15 protein-coding genes are annotated in these 16,911 nt (G+C 37.7%); 4 read left to right on the top strand and 11 right to left on the bottom strand.

The genetic code is table 11. The annotated features are described in order from the left end of the window. Positions 1 to 38 precede the first annotated feature (38 nt). Complete coding sequence (locus tag AC106S_RS22230; RefSeq protein ID WP_482442027.1) at positions 39 to 1,148, top strand: Mrp/NBP35 family ATP-binding protein; 1,110 nt, start codon at positions 39 to 41, stop codon at positions 1,146 to 1,148. 42 nt (positions 1,149 to 1,190) lie between these two features. Then, positions 1,191 to 1,439 (top strand): NifU family protein, encoded by a 249-nt coding sequence (locus AC106S_RS22225; protein WP_002977212.1) that lies wholly within the window; start codon positions 1,191 to 1,193, stop codon positions 1,437 to 1,439. Positions 1,440 to 1,560: 121 nt separating this feature from the next. On the opposite strand, the gene AC106S_RS22220 is transcribed toward AC106S_RS22225, so the two are convergent. The 7 genes from AC106S_RS22220 to ppk1 all read right to left on the bottom strand — a co-directional run bounded on the left by AC106S_RS22220 (position 1,561) and on the right by ppk1 (position 10,693). Then, positions 1,561 to 1,944 (bottom strand): DUF3060 domain-containing protein, encoded by a 384-nt coding sequence (locus tag AC106S_RS22220; protein ID WP_482442026.1) that lies wholly within the window; start codon positions 1,942 to 1,944, stop codon positions 1,561 to 1,563. Positions 1,945 to 2,025: 81 nt separating this feature from the next. Continuing rightward, on the bottom strand, positions 2,026 to 2,862 hold the full coding sequence (locus AC106S_RS22215) for an SIR2 family NAD-dependent protein deacylase (protein ID WP_482442024.1): 837 nt from the start codon (positions 2,860 to 2,862) through the stop codon (positions 2,026 to 2,028). A 159-nt stretch (positions 2,863 to 3,021) separates the two neighbouring features. Then, positions 3,022 to 6,060 (bottom strand): choice-of-anchor I family protein, encoded by a 3,039-nt coding sequence (locus AC106S_RS22210; protein ID WP_482442023.1) that lies wholly within the window; start codon positions 6,058 to 6,060, stop codon positions 3,022 to 3,024. A 138-nt stretch (positions 6,061 to 6,198) separates the two neighbouring features. Then, positions 6,199 to 6,351 carry a hypothetical protein gene (locus AC106S_RS22205; RefSeq protein WP_157845080.1) on the bottom strand — a complete coding sequence of 51 codons (153 nt, stop codon included), beginning with the start codon at positions 6,349 to 6,351 and terminating at the stop codon, positions 6,199 to 6,201. Then, positions 6,348 to 7,001, bottom strand: coding sequence for an NAD-dependent epimerase/dehydratase family protein (locus AC106S_RS22200; RefSeq protein ID WP_482442021.1), 654 nt, complete (start codon positions 6,999 to 7,001; stop codon positions 6,348 to 6,350). Before AC106S_RS22200 ends, AC106S_RS22205 begins: the two co-directional genes overlap by 4 nt. Before the next feature lie 738 nt (positions 7,002 to 7,739). Then, positions 7,740 to 8,624 (bottom strand): Ppx/GppA phosphatase family protein, encoded by an 885-nt coding sequence (locus tag AC106S_RS22195; RefSeq protein WP_482442020.1) that lies wholly within the window; start codon positions 8,622 to 8,624, stop codon positions 7,740 to 7,742. Then, the gene (gene ppk1 / locus AC106S_RS22190) at positions 8,621 to 10,693 is read right to left on the bottom strand and encodes a polyphosphate kinase 1 (protein ID WP_482442018.1); all 2,073 of its coding nucleotides are present in this window, start codon (positions 10,691 to 10,693) and stop codon (positions 8,621 to 8,623) included. Before ppk1 ends, AC106S_RS22195 begins: the two co-directional genes overlap by 4 nt. A 568-nt stretch (positions 10,694 to 11,261) precedes the next feature. Between ppk1 and AC106S_RS22185 the strand changes: the two genes are divergently transcribed. Beyond that, a complete protein-coding gene (locus AC106S_RS22185; RefSeq protein WP_482442017.1) occupies positions 11,262 to 11,609 on the top strand; it encodes a hypothetical protein in 348 nt (115 codons plus the stop codon). Between the two features lie 340 nt (positions 11,610 to 11,949). After that, a complete protein-coding gene (locus AC106S_RS22180) occupies positions 11,950 to 13,200 on the top strand; it encodes a zinc-dependent metalloprotease (RefSeq protein WP_482442015.1) in 1,251 nt (416 codons plus the stop codon). Between the two features lie 121 nt (positions 13,201 to 13,321). Here AC106S_RS22180 and AC106S_RS22175 read toward each other — a convergent pair whose 3' ends face one another. The 4 genes from AC106S_RS22175 to AC106S_RS22160 form a co-directional block, all read right to left on the bottom strand. Beyond that, positions 13,322 to 13,912, bottom strand: a complete 591-nt coding sequence (locus AC106S_RS22175; protein WP_482442014.1) for a hypothetical protein — start codon at positions 13,910 to 13,912, stop codon at positions 13,322 to 13,324. A gap of 5 nt (positions 13,913 to 13,917) precedes the next feature. Next, positions 13,918 to 14,808, bottom strand: coding sequence for an RHS repeat-associated core domain-containing protein (locus tag AC106S_RS22170; protein ID WP_482442013.1), 891 nt, complete (start codon positions 14,806 to 14,808; stop codon positions 13,918 to 13,920). A 281-nt stretch (positions 14,809 to 15,089) separates the two neighbouring features. Then, entirely contained in the window at positions 15,090 to 15,563 is a 474-nt protein-coding gene (locus tag AC106S_RS22165; protein WP_482442012.1) for a hypothetical protein, read from the bottom strand. Beyond that, positions 15,560 to 16,510 (bottom strand): RHS repeat-associated core domain-containing protein, encoded by a 951-nt coding sequence (locus AC106S_RS22160; RefSeq protein WP_482442187.1) that lies wholly within the window; start codon positions 16,508 to 16,510, stop codon positions 15,560 to 15,562. The genes AC106S_RS22165 and AC106S_RS22160 overlap by 4 nt, the downstream gene beginning before the upstream one ends. Positions 16,511 to 16,911: the final 401 nt, after the last annotated feature.

Genomic DNA, 16,911 nt, shown 5'->3' with positions numbered 1-16,911 from the left:
AAAAAAATGCGTAAATTTGTGAACAATTTATATTTAGTATGTTGACGAAAGAAAAGGTTCAAGATTTCCTTAAAGAGATAGAAGTAGACGATTTGGTGAATAACCTTCAGATCATGGGTAACGATGTATATATCGACATGACGGCTCATTCACCGGCAATGCATGAAAAGAAGAAGCTGGAAGCAGCCATGAAGCAGGCTTTTGCCAGCGAATTTGGAGAAGAAATTCATTTAAAACTTAAAATTGTTTCTCCCGAGCCGAGTGAAATTCAGCAAAGCCAGATCAAAGGGAAACAGATTCCCGGAATTCAGAATATTATTGCAATTGCTTCCGGAAAAGGTGGTGTGGGTAAATCTACGGTTTCTGCTAATATGGCAGTCACTTTAGCTAAAATGGGCTTCAAAGTAGGATTATTGGATGCCGATATCTATGGTCCGTCTGTTCCTACCATGTTTGATACAGAGGGAGAAAAGCCTATATCTGTAGAAGTAAATGGAAAGAATCTGATGAAACCCGTAGAAAACTATGGCGTAAAAATGCTTTCTATCGGATATTTTTCAGGAGCCAACCAGGCAGTGGTATGGAGAGGCCCGATGGCTTCCAAAGCTCTGAATCAGATGATCAGAGATGCGGCCTGGGGAGAACTTGACTTTTTGCTGATCGACCTTCCGCCGGGAACCGGAGATATTCACCTGTCCATCATTCAGGAAGTACCTGTAACCGGAGCCGTAATTGTAAGTACACCTCAGCACGTGGCTCTTGCAGATGTAAGAAAAGGAATTGCAATGTTCCAGATGGAAAGTATTAACATTCCTGTGCTTGGATTAATCGAAAATATGGCGTATTTTACACCGGAAGAACTTCCTGACAATAAATATTATATCTTTGGAAACCAGGGAGCACAATATCTGGCAGAAGATCTTGGAATTCCCGTATTGGGAGAAATTCCACTGATCCAGAGCATCAGAGAAGCCGGAGATGTAGGAAGACCGGCCGCGCTTCAGGAAGGTTCCAGAATTGCTGATATCTATACGGAAACAGCAAGAAAAATGGTAGAAAGCCTGGTAGAAAGAAATAAAAACCTTCCTCCTACGGAAGCCGTGAAAATCACGACAATGGCAGGTTGCTCACCGAAAGCAAAAAATTAATTATTTTCAGGACATCTGAAGAACCGAATTGAATCAAAAAATATGGAAACAAACATAACACACGAAGATACAGTAACAAGAGTAATGGAAGCTCTGGAAAGCATCAGGCCGTTTTTGAATAAAGACGGAGGTGATATTGAGCTTATTGACGTGAAGGATAATCAGGTTTTTGTAAAACTTTTAGGTAACTGTTCCGGATGTTCACTGAATTTTTCAACCCTGAAACTGGGAGTGGAAAATACCATCAAACAACATGCTCCGGAAATTGAAAAAGTAATCAATGTAGAGTAAAAATTATATCTGATATATTTTTAAGACAGGCCTGTAAAAAGCCTGTCTTTTTCTTTGGAACCCCGTTAGTTTAATCATCATTTCTGTGACGGGTAAAGGTGTACTTCGGTTTTCTCAGTAACTATTTCCTGGAAACTCTGTTGCCTACACCTGTAAGCGAGGCATCGGGTTTTCCTGATTTTGTTCCTGAGGTCTTATAATAAACGGTATTACCGCCTCCTTCCATGACCACTTTATCTACCCTGTCGATGTATATGGTATTTCCTGTTCCGGAAACGGAGATCTTTTTGGCACTTCCTTTTACTGTTACGGTATTGTCACCTCCCGCTACCTCTACCGTTCCGCCGTTAAGCGTATAGTTGAGTTTATGGCCTACACCCTCTACCTGGATTTTTTTATTATTGTCCGACTGTTCCACTCCTTTTGAGGATTCTGTTTTTCTGGACTGAGAAAAAGCGGTTCCTGTGCCTATCAGCAAGAAGGCCAGAACACTTAATGTTTTCATATTTTTCATTTTCATTTTGAATTTGGTACGGGTAAATATAAGAATTAAATTATCTTACCAATGTCAAAGAAAAGTTAAATTTTATACAGTTGCCGGGTTGATGTGTTCAATGATCTCTCTGATGGCTTTTAAAGCATCAGTGGATTTTTCCCTGATGATCACTGCATTTTTCTTATTTCGGATCAGTTCAGTGAAATTGTTGTCCTCGGTATTGATATCTACAATAAAGGCTCCGTACTTCAAAGCTGTTCCGGCAATGGCTATCGGGAGATTGGTTGCCCCTGAAGTTCCCACGATAAAAAGGATGGCACTGTTCTTTGCTTTTTTCAGGGCACTGAATCTTTTATTGGTTTTTTCATCATAATATTCGTCAAACCACAGGATATTGGGGCGCATCCAGTGGCCGCATTCCGGGCAGGTCAACAATTCTTTATCCCTTTCTGTAAGATCTTCATCAATATTTTTACCTTTGATTTCTTCAGGAAGATTCACAATCTTTTTACATCCGTCGGAACATTTGATCTCCCTGTTATTTCCATGAATCTCGTAAATTCTCCGGCTTCCGGCACGGCGGTGAAGATTGTCAATATTCTGGGTAATCAGATGAAACCTGTCCTGAAGCATATTTTCTATGGCGGCAAGCTCAAAATGACTTTCATTGGGTTCTACATTTTCAAACATCTTTTTTCTGAACAGGCAATACTGAAGTACCTCTTCCGGATTTTGCCTGAAATACCTCAGGGTCCCGAATTCTTCCGGCTTATGAAACTGTGTTCCCTTTACCCAGATTCCGTCGGTTCCGCGGTAGGTGGGAATGCCGCTTCCGGAAGAAATTCCAGCCCCGGTAAGAAAGGTGAAAAGGTTGCGCTTTTCTTTATGATAAGACTGATGAATGATACTTTCTAACTGTTCTTTCATGGAAATAATAAAAGTCTAAAACTAATGAATTTAGTAGTCATAAAAAAATCCCGGATATTCCGGGACTTTAGGGGATCTGATAAGCAAGTCTGTCTCAGTCTGATTGAAGAATCAGGAGTAACTGGTTTTGCCTTAATCTTCCTTCTTTCGTTTTTCAGCTTACTTTACAATAACTCTTTTCACATAGCCTTCCCCGGTTTTTATCAGATAAACTCCTGAAGAAAGCGTAGCTGTCTCTATACTCAGTGCATTTTTTTCACTGCTGATCATTTTTCCGGACATATCAAACAGCTCGTAATCCTGTTTTCTGTTGAAATATAAGGTATTCCCTTTATTCACTGGGTTCGGGAATATATTGAAGGTTGCTTTTTCGGTTTTAATTTCTCCCGTTCCCAGAGTAGGAGAGGAAGCCACTTCGTACATAGACAGGGTTCCGCTGATTTCATTGGCAATAATAACATACCCTTTTCCTGTTGTGGTATTTTCCGGGGCAATATAAATGATGCCTTCAGGACCGTTGTCTCCACCGTAGGCAGAGGTCGTTCGTGAATGTTTATAATCTGTAAATACCGGGCCGGCAGGATTTGTGATATTATACACCATTACTCCTCCGGTTCTTTCCAGGGTAATGAAAGCATAAGTCTGTCCGTTGATCGTTCCCAATGCTACACCTTCCGGTTCAGGACCTTTGGCCCGGCTTCTGTTCTTGGTGCTGTTGGATTCGTTGTCTGCATTAAAGATTAACGGATGATTGGCGGCAATATACCTTTCGAACTGGTCGCCACTGTCATATACCAATTGCTTGCTGTCTGCATTGAAAATAGAGAAAGAACGTGCGCCCAATGCTGCCATTTCTTCAAAATCAGGATCGCCGTCTGTATTTCCCGTAGCACTGGATACCCTGAATCTTCCTAAGTTATGGGAAGCTTTTAATATGGATGCCTGTGGGTAAAGTACCGGGTCCAATGTATAATTATTAGCCCCTACTGTTGTTCTCTCACTATACCCTGAAAGGTCTTTTTCATCGCCTTCATTGGCGGTGACAATATAATGGGTGTTTCCTACTTTGTAATTCTGAATGGCATCAGGGGTGTAATAAGCTTTCACAGGCCAGTTGGCGATCAGGATCTCTCCGTTATTATCGGAAGCATCAAAGCCGTTACCCGGCAGGCTCATATCTTTTTTGCCCAGTCCCCAGATTCCGGTGATGGTTTTTGTGATAAGATCAACCTCAGCCATTGCATTGTTTTCCTGGAGGGACACCCAGGCTTTCTGGCTGTCGCTGCTCACCGTTACATATTCCGGTTCCAGATCCTGGGAAAGTGTGTTGTTGGTTCTTACTTTTCTCAGTCCGGTTGCTGTTAAAGCGGCTACCTGGGAATCAAAGCTGTTAAAATTGAGTGTGGTTACATTGCTTTGTGTAAGATTGGCTATACCGGCGGAAATGTCAATGATGCTGATGGTTCCTTCAGGATCTGTTGTGTAAGCATCGTTAGGTTCACCTTCATTGGCTGTGATTACTTTTGTGCCATCGGGAGTGAAAGTTACCATATCAGGAAGTGCACCTACTGTAACCTGTTTCAGGAAATTTCCGTTGATATCGAAGAAAACAACAGAACCGTTCTGCTGAGGGTTGGTATTGGGAGAAGCAGCGGCAATGATCCCGTTTTTTACAGCGATACTGGTAATACCGCCGTAAGGAGCCATATTCACTGTTCTGACTACTGAAGGGGCAGTCGGGGTACTGAAATCGAGAATATCAAAAACATCTGTGATGGAACTGATGGTAAACAGTCTCTGTGTGGCTGGATCGTGAACAACAATTTCCGTAGAGCTGTTATTGTTCCCGGAAGGATCAAAGCTTCCGATATAGTTCAGCTGAATCTGTCCGGAAGGAACCGGAGCGGGTTTATCATTATCCACAATATAAACCGTTGCAGAGGGATCTCCTGAAATCACAGTGCCGGAAGGGTTTTCAAGGCTTACAACAAAATATTCTGCCTGCTGTTCTTCCATCGTGTCGTCAATGACAGGAATATTAACGGTATAGCTTGTCATTCCCGGTGTAATATGGATGATCTGGCTGGCCAGTGTGAAATCATTGCTGTCTGCGGTACTGAAAGGAGCCGGCTTCACAACAAGATTTACAGTTGATACCGAAGGATTGGCAATATTGATTTTGAAAGCAAGATTTCCTGCATTTTCATTAACTTTTATAAAGTTTTTATCCAATGAAACAGAGGTTCCGGCAGTTGTAAAAGTGCTGGAAGCAGCTGCTGTTATGGCATTATCGCTGAAATCTTCCACAGTATCAGGTTTAAGGGCCAGATAATAGGTCTGCCCCGGTACAAGCCCGGATGAAGGGATGACCGTAATGATGTTATTACTGAAAGCTGTTGTGAAGGGAACGGGAATACCTGCTGCATTTCCTATGCGGAATTCAATCAGGTTTTGTGCATTAGAATCGTTGATTGCGGAATTATCTTTCAGTCTTACATTTTCGTTGAAAGACAGGGTAGGGTTCACTGCTGTTGAAGCATTGTTGGTATTATTTACGGGCAGAAAGGTTACCGTTGGCGGCGTGGTGTCAATACCTCCGGCCAGAGATGCATCTACGGTAAAGTTGTCAAAGCGGTTATTTCCTCCGGTTCCGCCTCCGGTGGCAGAGAATTCCACTTTTAATTTAAAATAGGGGTTGTTGGATACGCCTGAAACCGCAGAAAAATCAAAAGTAATGAGCTGCGGATTAGCATCCTGGGGGCTGATATTCTGATACGGGATGAAAGTAGTTCCGTCTGTTGAGTAAGACCATATCTGTGTACCTGCTCCCTGTCCGGATCTTCTGGTTGTAAATTTTACAAGAACATTATTGTATCCTGTGGTAGGAAGATTAAACTGTAATGCCCCTCCGATCGGATTGTTGAATCTGAGATGGCTTCCGGCCGGGTCTCCGTTTCTGGCATTGAGGTTTTCTGTATTGAAGTTCTGCCCGGTTCCGTTGGCAAAGTCTATCAGGCTGGTTCCTCCGGCAATGGCTGTGAGCGAACCGCCCGTTAAAGTGGAAGACGGAGCTGTGATGGATGTTTCGGAGGTACTGCTGTTAAAATTCCAGTAATGGACAAGTGTCTGTCCGGAAAGTCCGCTCTGTATGAAGAATGCGGCAATAACAGACCCTTTTAATAGGTAGTTGTTGATCATTTTTTACTTACATTAGATGTATGCAAAAATGAACTTTATCGGCTGCAGTTGTTTTAAGGGAATTTTAAGAAATGTTTAATAAATGGTTTCCTGAATTGCAAAAAATGAAACCATTATTTTGCTTTCCCAATGGCAGGGTTATTTCGTTTGCTTTCCGGAGAAATTAAAAGTTTTCTGTGCTGGTGTTTTGCCCTCTAATGGATGTTTCTGCATATAGAAGAATCCTGAAACTGCTGTCAGAACCAAGAGTACAAAAATAACCAGAACTATTCTTTTTAACATTTCTCTCATATTGCTAAATTTTTAATGTCCCTAATTTCCAAAGTTGACGTAGGATAGCCTCTGTATACGGCATTGATCATTGCTCTACCTACTTCGTGTAAAGTTAATGATTTTGACGGTAAAAAAATAGGAAAAAACCAAATAAAAGGCTTAAAAAACCATTTTACGTTAATTTGTCCCTGAACGGGCTTCATAAATCCGGGACGGAAGTTGAATTCGTTTCTGAATCCAAGTTTTTTTAATGCATTTTCGGTTCTGCCTTTTACGCGTGCCCACATCATCTTTCCGCTTTCCGTCCGGTCGGTACCGGCTCCTGAGACATAATTGAAAACCATTTCAGGATTCTGGTTCAGCAGAACCTGAGCAAAGTGAAGGGTAGTGTCATAGGTAATTCCGGTATAATCTTCTTCATTCATTCCTACGCTGCTTATTCCGGCACAGAAAAAACAGGCATCATAACCTTTCAGGGTTTCGTCGTGAAGACTGATTGCCAGAAAGTCCGGGATGATGTATTCTTTAAGTTTTGCATGTTTTTTACCGGAAGGTTTTCTGCTTACACTTAAAATTTCAGAAACATTCGGGTTTTCAAGACATTCCATTAAAACCCCTTCGCCTACCATTCCTGTTGCACCTGTGAGAATTATTTTGATCGGTTCCATTTTTAACTGTTGATATTATGTTGACGTTTTAAAGTCTGTTTTTACTTTAAAGAATATCAAAAATTATACTGTTTTAAATGTTTTTCATGGAATATGGCTGTTTTTATTATTAAAGCTGTTTAAACTTTTTTATTAAACCATAAACCGAAGGTTCGACGTAGTCAAAAGTCACAAAAGTTTTATTTTAAACACTTTGATTTTTAAGTTTAAACAATTTTATTGAATAAATTCTGCATATGAGATGTTTGTTGATGTTTTTCTCCCGCAGATTTTACGGATTGAGCAGATTTTTTGTTGGTTTTATGCTAAAGGACATAAGGGTTTTAAACAATTATGCTGTTTTTAAGGCGCAAGAAAATCAAAGATTTTCAGCAGGTTTATTCCCCTAAAAGAATCTGTGTTCTCTGAGGGACCTGTGGGAACATTTTTAACCACAACAGCTCAAAATTTTTTACATTAAAGTTATGCTTAAGCTTAAATATTCTGCACATAGAAGTTTACCTAAGTTCTTAAAAATCTGCGGTTTTTATTGAATGGATTAAAAAGATCTGCGGCATCTTCAAAATCTGAGAGCCTGCAAAAACATTTTGTGTGTGAAAAATGACAGGGTTCACTACAAACTAAATTTCCCACAGAATATACTGATTGAACAGATGATTATGTAGTTTTTTTATTGGTATAAAAGTAAAAACCAGCCCAAATAGACTGGTTTTCAATAGTTCTTGTTTTGAATAAAGATTATTTTTTATCGTGCAGCTTGCTGTAAATGTTGTGAATAAGACCATCTGCGACAGATATTTTAGGAACAAATATCCGGTTAATGTCAGCCCATGACATCACATTGTTGAAGATTCTTAATGCATGAACAAGCACATCGGCACGGTCTTCCCTGAGGTTGTATTTCGTCATTCTCTCATCTACTGAAAGCTCGTTGAATTCTTTGTAGGTTTTTTTCAGGTGGGCAAGAGACATCGGTTTTCCGTCTTTGGTTTTACTCATTGAGAAAACTTTATTGATATTTCCACCGGAACCGATAGCTACAATGGGCTTTTTACTGGTAATATTTTCTTTGATCGCTTCTTTCATTTCTTTCCAGTTATCAGCAGTAACCAGATTGTTGAGAAGGCGGATGGTACCGATATTGAAAGATCTTTCATAAATCATTTTGCCGTTTTCGTAAAAGGTAAGTTCTGTGGAACCTCCTCCTACGTCGATATACAGATAGGCAAATTCTTTGTCGAGACCTTCAGCCACATGATTTTCATAGACAAGAGTAGCTTCTTCGTCTCCGGAAATAATTTCTATATTGATTCCTGAAGTTTCCTTAACCTGCCTGATGATTTCGTTGCCGTTTGCGGCATCGCGCATTGCACTGGTGGCACATGCCCTGTAATGGTCAACTTTATAAATTTTCATCAGATCGCTGAAAATTTTCATGGAATCGATGACCATTTTTTCTCTTTCGGTTCCGATTTTTCCCAGGGTGAAAACATCCATTCCCAGTCTTAGAGGAATTCTGAGGAGGTTTAATTTAATAAATTCAGGTTTTCTGTTGTTGATCTTTACTTCATTGATCAAAAGTCTTGCGGCGTTACTTCCTATGTCTATCGCGGCGATCTTCATTTTTTGCTTGTTTTAGCTTTTAAATATTTATAGGTTTCTATTTGAGAACGGCATTCTTTTTTATCATTCCTTACATACTCGTTGCTCAATTTTTTGTCTAAAATACGAGCTTTTACGTTATCTCTCAACTGAATGTCCAGAATATCTTTCACTTCTTTCTTTAAGGCTTTGTCTGTGATCTTTGCAGCGGCTTCTATACGGTAGTCGAGGTTCCGGGTCATCCAGTCGGCGGAGGAAATATAGATATCTTCCATTCCTTTGTTATAGAAGTACATCACTCTGGCATGTTCCAGATATTCGTCTACGATGCTTATTGCCTTTATTTTTTCTTTAAAATCTTTTTGGTTAACGGCACAGTAGATTCCTCTTACGATCATTCTGATCACAACGCCTGCTTTTGCGGCATCGTAGAGTTTTTCAATTAAAAAGCGGTCGCTTACCGAGTTGGCTTTCACGACGATCACGGCGTGTCTTCCGGCTTTGGCCTCTTCAATTTCCCGGTCGATATGGTGTACAATTTTTTCCCGCATAAACTGTGGGCAGACCAGCAGATTTTTACAGGTTTTTAAAACGGGAAGATAATCTTCTTTCGGTTTTTTCAGAACATTGAAGACTTTGTTAATATCAGCCATGATACCACGGTCGGAGGTCAGCAGCAGGTGATCTCCATAGATCCTGGCTGTTTTTTCGTTGAAATTTCCGGTGCTTACAAATCCGTACTGTATTGTTTTGTTGTGTGCTCTTTTCTTGATTACACAGAGTTTGGCATGTACCTTTTTATTGGGAAGGCCTACCAGGACGGTAATTCCTTCCGGTTCCAGCATATCTTTCCATTCCAGGTTGGATTCTTCATCAAATCTTGCCTGAAGTTCCAGCATTACAGTAACTTCTTTACCGTTTCTTGCCGCATAGATCAGTGCATTGATAATTTTTGAGCTGCTGGCCAGACGGTATGCGGTAATCTGTATAGATTTTACATCGGGATCCATAGCTGCTTCTCTCAGCAGATCAATGACCGGATTGTATTTATGATACGGAAAGGTAAGGAGAATATCCTGTTTTAAAATAACATCGGTAACCCTTTCACCGTGTTCAAAAGCCTGATGGGTAAATGAGGTTCTTTCTTCCGGTTTTTCATATTTTTCAAAAACATCGGGAAAATCCATGAAATGTTTGAAGTTGTGAATTTTTCCTCCCGGAATGATGCTGTCCTTTTTTGTGAGATTCAGTTTACGGATCAGGAGTTCCAGCAGGGCTTTATCCATATCCTTATCAAAGACAAAACGGGTAGGTTTTCCTTTTCTTCTGTTTTTCAGTCCTTTTTCTATTTTTTCTGCAAAATTGGTACGGATATCATTATCCAGATCCAGTTCGGCATCTTTGGTTACCTTAAATGCGTTGGCCGAAAATTCATCGTAACCGAAATAGGAGAAAATATGCGGAAGATTGAAGGTAATAACATCTTCAAGAAGCATGACGTTTTTTTCTTCAGGATCTTCTGTTGGCAGAAGCACAAACCTTCCTACAAAACGGGATGGAATTTCAATAATGGCATAATTACTGGAATACTGCCAGTCTTTTTTCCTCATTGCAACGCCAAGATAGAGACTTTTATCTCTTAAATAAGGCATTGGGGTATTTTCATGAAGAAGGATCGGGATTACATTGGATTCTACAACCTCATCAAAGTAAGTTCTGACAAATTCCTTTTGTTTGGCTGTAAGATTTCTGGCATTTTTAATATACACTTTATGGTCAGCCATTTCAGCCTGGATTTTTTTCCAGGTATTATCAAAATTCTGTTGCTGACGGATTACAATATCATTGATTCTCTGGAGAATTTTGGATGGCGGCTGGTAAAATGATTCGGCGATCACTTTTTCCTTGAAATCCATAGCCCGTTTCAGCCCGGCAACCCGTACCCTGAAGAACTCATCCAGATTGTTGGAAAAAATTCCGAGAAAACGTATTCTTAGATGTAAAGGAACCTTTTCGTCCATAGCTTCCTGTAAAACCCTTTCATTAAAGGCAAGCCATGTAATATCCCGTGGATTAAAGTGTACTGACATTCTGAATGTGTATATTTTATCAAAAATAGTAAATCATCAAGTTTCAGTCCCTATGTATTAGATTAAACTTTGGTTAAATTTTACCGGCTGATGAATGAATCTTACCGTCTATAATGATTGTGCTGATTATCAGTGTTATTTGTATATTAGTATGGATAAACTCTATGGGAAAGGACTGAAATTTTATAAAGACAGCTGTTTTACTGAATATAGTAGCTAGCGGGCATTTACCGTATCAATAATGAAAAACGGAATAATGACCTCTGAAGCTGAAGTATGTACAGACCGAAAGTTTTGGTTCCCGGAAAAATTATAAAAACGATATAATCGTGGAGGAGGTTCTTCTTTCTTCTCACACAAAAGATATAGCAGAACATGCATTGAAATTTAAATCATTAATATCATGATAAAACATTCCGTAATTGTATTTCTTGTCTTCTTTTCTCTTTTTTCCTGTCAATCATCAGAACGGATTAACCATAGGCTTCTAAAAAAGGCGGAAGGTTTCCGGACTACCAATTTTCCAGGGATCTATTTTGACAGGCTGTATATCATGGAAGGGACTTATATGACAAAAGGCAAATTCAACATCATTCCCCCAAAGCTTGAAATAAGCAGAGGCTCAGATGATCAACATTATGAAGATTATATTGTATTTAACAGTAATGGCACCGTAGACAAATTTTATGCTGAGAATGAAACGAAAGCCGGACAATTGCTGGAAAGACAGACCGGCCCAAGTCTCTATGGTGTATTTTATCAGCGGAGATCACAGCTTATTATTGAAGTTGTACAGGCTTTTAAGATGGGAGGGGGCTATGGAAGCTATAAACAGGAAGTAAAAGTTGAAGGTGATAAGATAATGGTTCAGGATGGAGCGCAGTGTTCTGTTTATATGCCTGTTGTGAAACTTTAGACAGTTTTTTTACTTTCATTATTTTACTGGTATACCTCCGGGAACTGTAAAAATCCATGATAAAAGAAAATTCCGGAGCCTATAAATAAGTATGGTAACAATTTTCGAAATTGCGGGGAGTACTCTTATCTGCCACACGGTACTGTCGTGCGGAGCGAAAAGATCAGTGATAAAGGTGAAACGGCTTCAGAATAAAAGTCAGGAGCAAATACATTCTATTAATTATGGCGCTATCAATAAAGCTTACGCTGGTTATTTATATTTTTATGTGATTATTTTAATGTTTTATTGTTGTTTTTCTGTTAAAAGTATATATTTGCTCATTATATATAAAAATTACATGAAACGATTTTTACTCTTGTCAGCCAGTATTTTAATGGCTAACGTATATGCTCAGAGGGGGTGTGCAACTTATGAAAAACTTGAAGGTTTTTATAAAAGAAATCCGGAAGCCAGATTAATAGAAAAGGATCTGGAAAGTTATCTTACTCAAAAACATTCTGCTCCTCTTGCGAAAAAGAGTGTAGTTACTATTCCTGTTGTTGTACACGTATTATATAAGAATGCTGAAGAAAATGTATCGGATGCCCAGATACAGTCACAACTGGCTGTTTTAAATAATGATTTCAGGAAAACCAATGCTGACTTCAGCACTGTTGTTCCGCCTGCATTTCAAGGGGTAGCCTCAGATATGGAAATAGCATTCTGTCTGGCCACAAGAGACACATCGGGTAATGCGACATCTGGAATAATCAGAAAATCTGTGGCTTCATCTTTTAATTTTGATGATGATTATTTTGACGGAAGTGCCGGTGGAGACGATGCCTGGGATACTACAAAGTATCTGAATATCTGGGTAGGCGCTTTTACGGACCCTGATTTATTAGGTTGGGCTTATCCACCACAGGCTGCTGGGTATGCTGATGATGGACTATGTATTACTTATCTGGCTTTTGGTACAACGGGAACTGCTACGGCTCCTTATAACAAGGGAAGAACAGCGACTCATGAAATAGGCCATTATTTCGGGCTTAATCATATTTGGGGCAAAACAAATAATTATCCGGTTACATGTGGAACAGCTATTAATGATGACGGCTGTGCTGATACACCTGCTACAAAACGACCTTATGGAGGTTCTCCTACTTTCCCTAATAATAATTCCAACTATATCTGTACACCGACAGCGGTAGGTGCTATGTTTATGAATTATATGGATTATGTGAATGATGCTTCAATGGCTATGTTTACCAATGACCAGAAAACCATAGCCCAAAATGCATTAATGGGCCCAAGAGCGAGTCTTTTAAATTCCAATGCCTGCTCATTCTTATCAGTCAATGAAGTGGAAAAAGCCAACTCTATCAATCTTTTCCCTAACCCGACTACTCAGTATATTTCTATTGCATCACCTTTAGTTCCTATCAATGAAGTTGAAATTTTTAATGCTGAAGGACGACTGGTAAAAAAAGCGGTCATTAAAAATGAAACCGATAAGATTGATGTAAAAGATTTTGCCAACGGAGTATATTATGTAAGAACTTACAACAACAAAGATTTTGTTAAATCGATGAAGTTCATCAAAAAATAAATGAAAATATTTTTCATAATCAATTTCAGAGAGGATGTCCAAACTTTTAGGACAGCCTCTCTTCTTTTTTATCCGCTCAAAGTCAAAGACTTTGCACAGCAGGGTAATATTAACATACCTGTCATTTTTTAATATTTATTATTTCCCCACCTTCATAAAGTTGATACAATTTCAATGAAGAAAATTTACTTAAAAACATTTTAAATCCTTTGGGATTAGCAATTTCAGCTTCAATCATTTTACCACTAATGTTGGTAATTTTATAGTCTTTATTTATCCCAATAGTCCAAAGTCTAGTATTTTCGTCCAATTTACCAGAATAAGTTTGCTGATCTGATATTTCCATACTATTTTTTTCATCAGTTTTAAAATTTAATGATTCAAAATATTCCTGGCATTTAATTGATGGATTAAAGCCACAAAAAACAATAATATTCTTGTTTTGATATATAAACCACTTATAATTAATGGTATTTTTATAAAGTTTAAAGTCTTTATCTAATGTTTCTATATATAAACCAATTTTATTAGAAGTCGAATCTGAAAATATGCTTATGGCAATATAATCTCCATATTTAAAAGGTCTTTTTAAAGTGTCTTTCATATAAAGCTTCATTGCTTCCTTAGTTATTTCGCCTAATTTTTCAACTTTATTTTGTGCTGAATATTGAGAAAATATCAAAAAGGATATTAAAATTATTAATTTTTCCATTTTTATTACTTTTTATGATAACCATTCTTTATTGAAGTAACTTCTTCTTGATTGTAATAAACAGTTTTAGGCCCAGCGTGATATTTAGGAGTATAAATAAATAATGTTGTTGTTCTTGGAAAACTAGAACTACTAATTTTATCTCCTTGACTTGGACTATTCCCAGGTAATCTTGATTTTTCAAAGTGGTTTCCATTCCGTCCTGTCATAATTATATCATATCCACTAGGACCAATTTCATATACATTATTAGGATGGTTATGTCCAAACAGAGTAATTGAATTACTATCAAAATAATTTATGAAAGGGTATATTATAACGGATCCGGAAGTAGCTGGATCCTCTAATACCCCATTTTTTCCTATTATTGATTTTTCACTACCATCTTTTAAACCTGTTGCTACTATAAACTCTGCATCAGAATTATTAGATATATATTCATGTACTGCTAAAGCTTTATTTTCATTTCCAAAATCAATTAAGCTATATGTCTGATTACTATCATTAGAATATTCTACATTTCCTGTTTCTGTATGTTTTTTAATATAACCAGCCTCTCCAACATCTACACCACCATCATTTTCAGTTTTAAGTTTTCCATTGCTATCAAAGTTTTTAGAAGCATAAATAACATCTCTATCTGCTGTATCTTTCCATTTTAAACTACCATTTCTATCTAGCTCATATATGTCCAAATTCATTCCATTAGGATCAATAAAGCGAATTGGATTATTTCCTCCGTAATTATATGTTGACATTGGCTGGTACTTTTCTGCTAAGGGATCATGTACTCCCCATCTTCCTAAGTCTGGCATATAAAACCTGGCGCCGTAATCATACATTCCTGTCTCCTGAAGCTCCTTGCCATTGTACTTATAATTAAAATAACTGCCCAACTATCCTCTGGAGATCCCTTCAATATGGTTCAATCCAAAAGGATAATAATTGTTGACATCCGTTATTTCAATTGCGCCTTCTCTGTTTCTGGCATAGCTCACCCTGGCATTTCCCAAGTGATCTCTGTACTGGTAAATATAACGGTTTTTCTAAACTTGTAAAAAAAACACTATATATTGGACTACCCCTAAAAAGTGTCTAAACTTTTGGGTGCAGTCCAATATATAGTGTTTTTATTTTTATCAGTTAAGAGTTGAAAGATTTTATATAGTAAGCTAAACTATTTTTTATAATAGTTTTCATAATCATCTGGAGAGACATACACAATTTTTCCATTTTTATCCAAGAATAATGTTACACTGAAGGGATTATACATTACTCCTTCATTATCATTTTTATTAACGTTTTTATACGGTGCAGGCAACAATAAAGCTTTAAAAACATTGAGAGCGTCATTAGAAATAACTGTAAAATCCTTATATGTAAATGTTTTTTTATATTTTAGATTATTGGTTAAATTACTACTCATAATCGAAATTCCAAGACAATATTTAGCATCTTTTAAAATAGTATCATTAAAATTCATTGACGATAAAAGAATAAAATCACTTTTAGTATCAATCTTTCTTTTCTTTTCTTCAAATATTTCTATTGTTCTTTTTAAATAAAATTCTGCTCTATTTTGTTTAACGATATTTTGAGATTTACAACTAAACAATAAAAACAAACATAGATAAATTAGTATTTTTTTCATTTCGAATTTCCTTTATAAGTTGCACTTTTATTATCATACTGAACATATCCTCCTCCAATTCTATTTTTTAAGCTAGGACTATACATAAAACGTTTGAGGCCTGGTTGTTGTGTAACAGCACTATCTCCTTCTCCATATTGACTAGCATTTATTACATAATTAACTTTATCTTTATTAAAAACAGCAGCATAACCAGATGGAGCATACTCACCTGGACCGTTATGACTGTGTACATTTTCGGACCATGTTCCGCTACTTAATATATGACCTTCTACACTTAAATCAGGAAATGCCATATTAATCCCCACACTTGCATTAGGTAAATGATTCGTTGTAATAAGATTAGCTGAAAAACCATCAGAAAAATTAATTTCATCCTGAGCAAATTCCACGGTCGTATTTTCGGCTGCAAATTCAAAAAATTGATTAGCAGCAGTCTTATCTTTTATATTAAGATATGTTAATCTATCACTATACGTATTACCCTCTCCAGATAATGGATACCTTATTTCTCTTGCTTCTCCTATTTGTGAGTCTCCTGTAGGATTTGATTCTGACACATTTATTCTGGCTATTTGTATTGATTTGGATTCATCTTCATTGGTAATAGTGTCATAAGTATTATTATCTTTTGTTCTTTCTATATTACCATTATTCAATATCCTAATCTTATCTTGTACTTGCATGCCATCTGGATCAATAAAACGTAATGGATTATTAAACGCATAATTATAAGGTGAGAATCTTCTTGATTTCTCCGCCAACGGATCTACCACCCCCCATCTCCCGATATCCGGCATATAGAACCTTGCCCCGTAATCATACATCCCGGTCTCCTGCAATTCTTTCCCGTTGTACTTATAATTAAAATAACTGCCCAACTGTCCTCTGGAGATTCCTTCAATATGGTTCAATCCAAAAGGATAATAATTGTTGACATCCGTTATTTCAATTGCGCCTTCGCTGTTTCTGGCATAGCTTATCCTGGCATTTCCGAGGTGATCTCTGTACTGGTAAATATAGCGGTTTTCCTAAACCTATACATAAAAACCACTACTGATGCAGTGGTTTTTGTGTTTATTGGAGCAAAGTCAGGATAATTTACAACTTTGGCTACTTGTTTATCTTACTCCGAAGTTTGAAACTTCGGAGAGCAAGGGTGATCTCTGTAAATATAGCGGTTTTCTAAGGAAAGATATAAAAAACCATTGCCGTTTGATGTGCAATGGTTTTTATTGTCAGCTCAAAGTCGGGAGACTTTATGTAATAGGTTTAATCAATATAATGTTCTCTACCATTAGCTATTATAGTGATGATTTTACCATTTTTTCCTTTTTCCCACACCTGT

This window comes from Chryseobacterium sp. FR054 (genome assembly GCF_056844565.1).
The sequence above is the reverse complement of the archived record's forward strand: the minus strand, read 5'-3'. Positions and strand labels throughout refer to the sequence as shown.

What these genes read in the sequence shown, in the direction of transcription:
- AC106S_RS22230 (WP_482442027.1), top strand. Translation starts at nt 39, where the DNA reads ATGTTGACGAAAGAAAAGGTTCAAGATTTCCTTAAAGAGATAGAAGTA.
- AC106S_RS22225 (WP_002977212.1), top strand. Translation starts at nt 1,191, where the DNA reads ATGGAAACAAACATAACACACGAAGATACAGTAACAAGAGTAATGGAA.
- AC106S_RS22220 (WP_482442026.1), bottom strand. Translation starts at nt 1,944, where the DNA reads ATGAAAACATTAAGTGTTCTGGCCTTCTTGCTGATAGGCACAGGAACC.
- AC106S_RS22215 (WP_482442024.1), bottom strand. Translation starts at nt 2,862, where the DNA reads ATGAAAGAACAGTTAGAAAGTATCATTCATCAGTCTTATCATAAAGAA.
- AC106S_RS22210 (WP_482442023.1), bottom strand. Translation starts at nt 6,060, where the DNA reads ATGATCAACAACTACCTATTAAAAGGGTCTGTTATTGCCGCATTCTTC.
- AC106S_RS22205 (WP_157845080.1), bottom strand. Translation starts at nt 6,351, where the DNA reads ATGAGAGAAATGTTAAAAAGAATAGTTCTGGTTATTTTTGTACTCTTG.
- AC106S_RS22200 (WP_482442021.1), bottom strand. Translation starts at nt 7,001, where the DNA reads ATGGAACCGATCAAAATAATTCTCACAGGTGCAACAGGAATGGTAGGC.
- AC106S_RS22195 (WP_482442020.1), bottom strand. Translation starts at nt 8,624, where the DNA reads ATGAAGATCGCCGCGATAGACATAGGAAGTAACGCCGCAAGACTTTTG.
- ppk1 (WP_482442018.1), bottom strand. Translation starts at nt 10,693, where the DNA reads ATGTCAGTACACTTTAATCCACGGGATATTACATGGCTTGCCTTTAAT.
- AC106S_RS22185 (WP_482442017.1), top strand. Translation starts at nt 11,262, where the DNA reads ATGACAAAAGGCAAATTCAACATCATTCCCCCAAAGCTTGAAATAAGC.
- AC106S_RS22180 (WP_482442015.1), top strand. Translation starts at nt 11,950, where the DNA reads ATGAAACGATTTTTACTCTTGTCAGCCAGTATTTTAATGGCTAACGTA.
- AC106S_RS22175 (WP_482442014.1), bottom strand. Translation starts at nt 13,912, where the DNA reads ATGGAAAAATTAATAATTTTAATATCCTTTTTGATATTTTCTCAATAT.
- AC106S_RS22165 (WP_482442012.1), bottom strand. Translation starts at nt 15,563, where the DNA reads ATGAAAAAAATACTAATTTATCTATGTTTGTTTTTATTGTTTAGTTGT.